This window comes from Kurthia gibsonii (genome assembly GCF_006539985.1).
Taxonomy (GTDB): Bacteria; Bacillota; Bacilli; order Bacillales_A; family Planococcaceae; genus Kurthia; species Kurthia gibsonii.
This window is the reverse complement of record NZ_BJOB01000094.1, coordinates 1-2,754: the sequence shown is the minus strand read 5'-3', so window position 1 is coordinate 2,754 and position 2,754 is coordinate 1. Positions and strand designations below refer to the sequence as shown.

The following is a 2,754-nucleotide window of genomic DNA, read 5'->3' as shown; positions in this document are numbered from 1 at the left end:
CCAAATAAAACTAAAAAGAAGATGGGACATACGTATAAAACACCATCTAATATGTGCATAAGAAAAAACGGAATCACGCTGTCATGTGGTTCCGTTTTTTCGTTGCGAACTCTAAATAAGGAAAATGAAATGTTCATCTTCTTTTTATTTATACATATGAAAATGAGATATTATATTGATGACCTATATCCTTTTTGATTTCTTCTGTTAATTCTAATCCAACTTGATTATATTCTTGCTTGTTAAGTTCATATTCAAATGACGATTGATGGGAATTTTCTTCTAATACGTCTTCATATTTTTCTACCCATAACATTAACTTCTCTTTTATTAGTTCTCTTAGTGGAAACTCATCAATATCTAAATTATAACCACAAATACTGCACCATAGTGGATCTGTATAAAAATCTGCTTCTACTTTTATATGTGTTAATCTTTCGCAACTACAAAATTCATTCATATAATCTGCCTTCTTCCTCTATTATATTAAAATGATATTGTCGGTGTTCCTTGATGAAAATATAAGCGCCATTTTTCATGTTCATACTTCCAGATTGAACTGCGATTAGATTGACTTCCATTGTCAATCGTTTCTGTTTGATATGTAATGTGAACAATCGTCGGTGCGAGTTGCTGAACAGAAAAATTTTTAATAATAAATGGACATGCCGCCAATCCTTTTGTATCTACGGAATTTAATTGCATCTCTTTACTATAAATACGGCCAGATGTTCCAAATTCAACGAAATCATTTGATAATAACTCTTCAAAATCATCTAATCGTCCATACATTAATGTTTTTTCAAGGTGTAAAAAATTTGCTGCTCTAGCTTCCAACTCTTTCATCTCCCTATCTATATTTTCACCTTATTTTATATTAAAAACAGCAATTTTTTTACAAAAAAAGTCTAATAAATCATCACTTTCTCTCTTTCCAAAAGAAAATGCTATTTAAAAACAAAATTCATTATACCTTCTTTTTCCAAATATGTTGATTTATTTTTTAAGTGAATACATAATAGATATATTGACACATCTTATTAGGAGGTAACTGTGAAGAAAATACTAAATTCAATTTATTGGAAAATTATGCTGAATTCTTTACTCCTTATGCTGATTCCTTGTTTAATCATCGGAATCGTGAGTTTCATCAACGCAAAAAATAGTATGAATGAATTAGGCGAGACGATTGTAAAAAACAGTGTGACCTCGACATTGCAATTGATTGATGGCTACAATCAAAAAGTATCTTCAGGTGAAATGTCACTTGAAGAAGCACAAGAAAAAGTAAAAGAAGTAACGATTGGACAAAAGAATGATAAAGGCCTTCGTCCGATTACGAATAAAACAGATTTAGGCGAGAGTGGTTACATCTTCTTCTTAGAAAAAGACGGTATGATGATTGGTCACCCTAATATTGAAGATAAACAGTCATGGGATTTACAAGATAGTAGCGGACAATATTTCATTCGTAATATTATTCAAACGGCTGATAAAGGTGGCGGTTTTACATCGTATCCATTCCACTTGCCAGATGATATGGACAAAACGGCTGATAAAATTACATACTCAAAAGTCGATCCGAATTGGGGATGGATTGTTGCAGCAAGTTCATACAAAAAAGACTTTAATGCACCTGCAAATCAGTTATTATTAATGATGTCGATTGCTCTTGTCATTTCATTAATTATTGGTTTCTTCTTAACATTACGTTTAGCTCGTACATTCGCTCGTCCCATTCAGAAACTAACAGCTAAATTAAAAGAAATCGCGAGTGGCAATTTATCAATTCCTTTAGATGAAGTAAAACGTGAAGATGAAATCGGTCAATTGAATAATCACTTTAACAGTATGGTAATTAGTTTAAAACAGTTAATCCAAGATGTTGATACATCCATCGCAGAAATTCGTGATACATCAACGAGTTTAACAGCTATTTCTGTTGAAGCAGCTGCTTCAACAGATGAAATCTCAAATAGTGTTCAAACAATGTCTGAAGGTTCGCATAAACAATTAGTAGATAGCCAGTCAACAAAACAAGCGACAGATCATTTAACAGAAGAGATTACAGAACTTCATGAAAAAAACCAACATATGTTACAAACATCAAATACGATGGAAAAAGCAAATGCAAATGGTTTAACACAACTTTCAATTCTTCAAGAGAAGTCGAATGAATCAGCAAAACTAGTACAACATGTGCAAGCCGTATTCCACAATCTATCGTCTAAAATGAAAGAAATCGAAAATATTATCACATCGATTAATATGATTTCTGAACAGACGAATTTATTAGCGCTGAATGCTTCAATCGAAGCAGCACGTGCTGGTGAACATGGTAAGGGATTTGCAGTTGTAGCAGAAGAAGTGCGTAAACTAGCTGAGCAAACTGCATCTTCAACAAAGAGTGTACAAAATACGTTAAAAGGTATTGAAAGCGAAACGATGAATGCCAATACTGAAATTAATCGCACAGCTGCAATTGTTCAACAACAAAACGATGCAGTAACACATACAGGTACATCTTTCGAAGAAATTCAAAAAACAGTCGCTTCAATTCAGACAGCCATTACAGAAGTGAACCAAAGTGTGCAACAACTCATGACACAAAAAGACGTCATTGTAACTTCTGTTGACCATAGCGCGCAAATTAGCCAGCATAATGCTGCTGCTACTTCAGAAGTATTTGAGTCGATTGAAGAACAACAAAAAGTGGTGCAAATAGTGGCTGAGTCTGCAACTGATTTATCAGGC

General features: G+C 33.2%; 3 protein-coding genes. 1 reads left to right on the top strand and 2 read right to left on the bottom strand.

Annotated features, from left to right (window positions below):
* Nucleotides 1-148 precede the first annotated feature (148 nt).
* A complete protein-coding gene (locus tag KGI01_RS13570) occupies nucleotides 149-460 on the bottom strand; it encodes an immunity protein CdiI family protein (protein ID WP_141275122.1) in 312 nt (103 codons plus the stop codon).
* 26 nt (nucleotides 461-486) lie between these two features.
* The gene (locus KGI01_RS13565) at nucleotides 487-837 is read right to left on the bottom strand and encodes a nuclear transport factor 2 family protein (protein ID WP_255314803.1); all 351 of its coding nucleotides are present in this window, start codon (nucleotides 835-837) and stop codon (nucleotides 487-489) included.
* Between the two features lie 216 nt (nucleotides 838-1,053).
* Between KGI01_RS13565 and KGI01_RS13560 the strand changes: the two genes are divergently transcribed.
* Nucleotides 1,054-2,754 (top strand): methyl-accepting chemotaxis protein (locus KGI01_RS13560; protein WP_141275120.1); only part of this gene is annotated, 1,701 nt, incomplete at its 3' end.